This is a genomic window from Sphingomonas antarctica, assembly GCF_965137005.1.
Taxonomy (GTDB): Bacteria; Pseudomonadota; Alphaproteobacteria; order Sphingomonadales; family Sphingomonadaceae; genus Sphingomonas_O; species Sphingomonas_O antarctica.
In genome coordinates this window covers 1-1,058 of record NZ_CBCRXM010000046.1, presented here as the reverse complement: position 1 = coordinate 1,058, position 1,058 = coordinate 1, and the positions used below count along the sequence as shown (strand labels likewise).

General features: G+C 62.9%; 1 protein-coding gene. It reads left to right on the top strand.

What is annotated here, in order from left to right; genetic code table 11:
• Window positions 1–95 precede the first annotated feature (95 nt).
• Window positions 96–1,042 (top strand): IS630 family transposase gene (locus ACM9ME_RS15400; RefSeq protein ID WP_415644341.1). Its coding sequence is split into 2 segments (ribosomal slippage): window positions 96–432 and window positions 432–1,042, totalling 948 coding nucleotides; the frame shifts between segments, so codons are not numbered across the junction.
• Window positions 1,043–1,058 lie beyond the last annotated feature (16 nt).

Below are 1,058 nucleotides of genomic sequence, written 5' to 3'. Positions count from 1 at the left end.
TAGAGCGTTTTCCGCTCCGACTGACTCGGTGAGGGATTCCCTTCGGGGCGAGTTTGTGATTCATCCTGCTGGCTGGGATGTGGAGGCCAGCATGGATGGCACGAGCTCTTTCGCAGGATTTGCGGGACCGGGTGGTCTCATCGATTGAGAGCGGGTTGAGCTGTCGCCGGGCAGCGGCGCGTTTCGGGGTCGGCGTTGCGACGGCGATCCGCTGGCGTCAGTTGGCACTTCGCCACGGCCGGGCGATAGCCAAGCCGCAGGGCGGTGATCGTCTTTCGGGGCGGATCGAAGCGCAGGCCGGCTTCATCCTCGCGCTGGTCGAGGAGCAGGGCGACATCACGTTGGCCGAGATCCAGGAGAAGCTCGCCGAACACGGTACACCGGTCGGGATCGGCACGGTGTGGCGGTTCTTCGCCCGTCACCGGATCACGCGCAAAAAAAGACCGGGCACGCTATCGAGCAGGACCGCCCCGACGTCCTGAAGCAGCGCGAGGAATGGTTCGAGGGGCAGCTCGATCTTGATCCTGAGCGGCTGATATTCATCGACGAGACGTGGACCGCCACGAACATGACCCGCAGCCACGGTCGTTGTCCCAGGGGCGAGCGCCTGCGGATGGGCTTCCCGCACGGCCACCGCAAGACCACCACGCTGGTCGCGGGTCTGCGCATGACCGGGATGGTCGCGCCCATGGTGCTTGACGGGCCGATCAACGGTGACTGGTTCGAGGCCTACGTCCGGCAGGTGCTGGTTCCGGTACTGAGGCCCGGCGACATCGTCATCATGGACAATTTATCGAGCCATAAACGCGCCGCAGCTCGCGATCTGATCGAACAGGCAGGCGCAACCCTGCGCTTCCTGCCGCCCTACAGTCCCGACTTCAATCCAATCGAGAAGGCCTTCTCCAAGCTCAAGGCCATGCTGCGAAAGGCTTCGGAACGAACCGTCTTGGGCCTGTGGGACCTGATCGGCAGGCTCGTCGATATCTTCCAGCCCACCGAATGCGCCAATTACTTCAGTTCGTGCGGTTATGATCCAGACTGAACGGAATCCGCTCTAA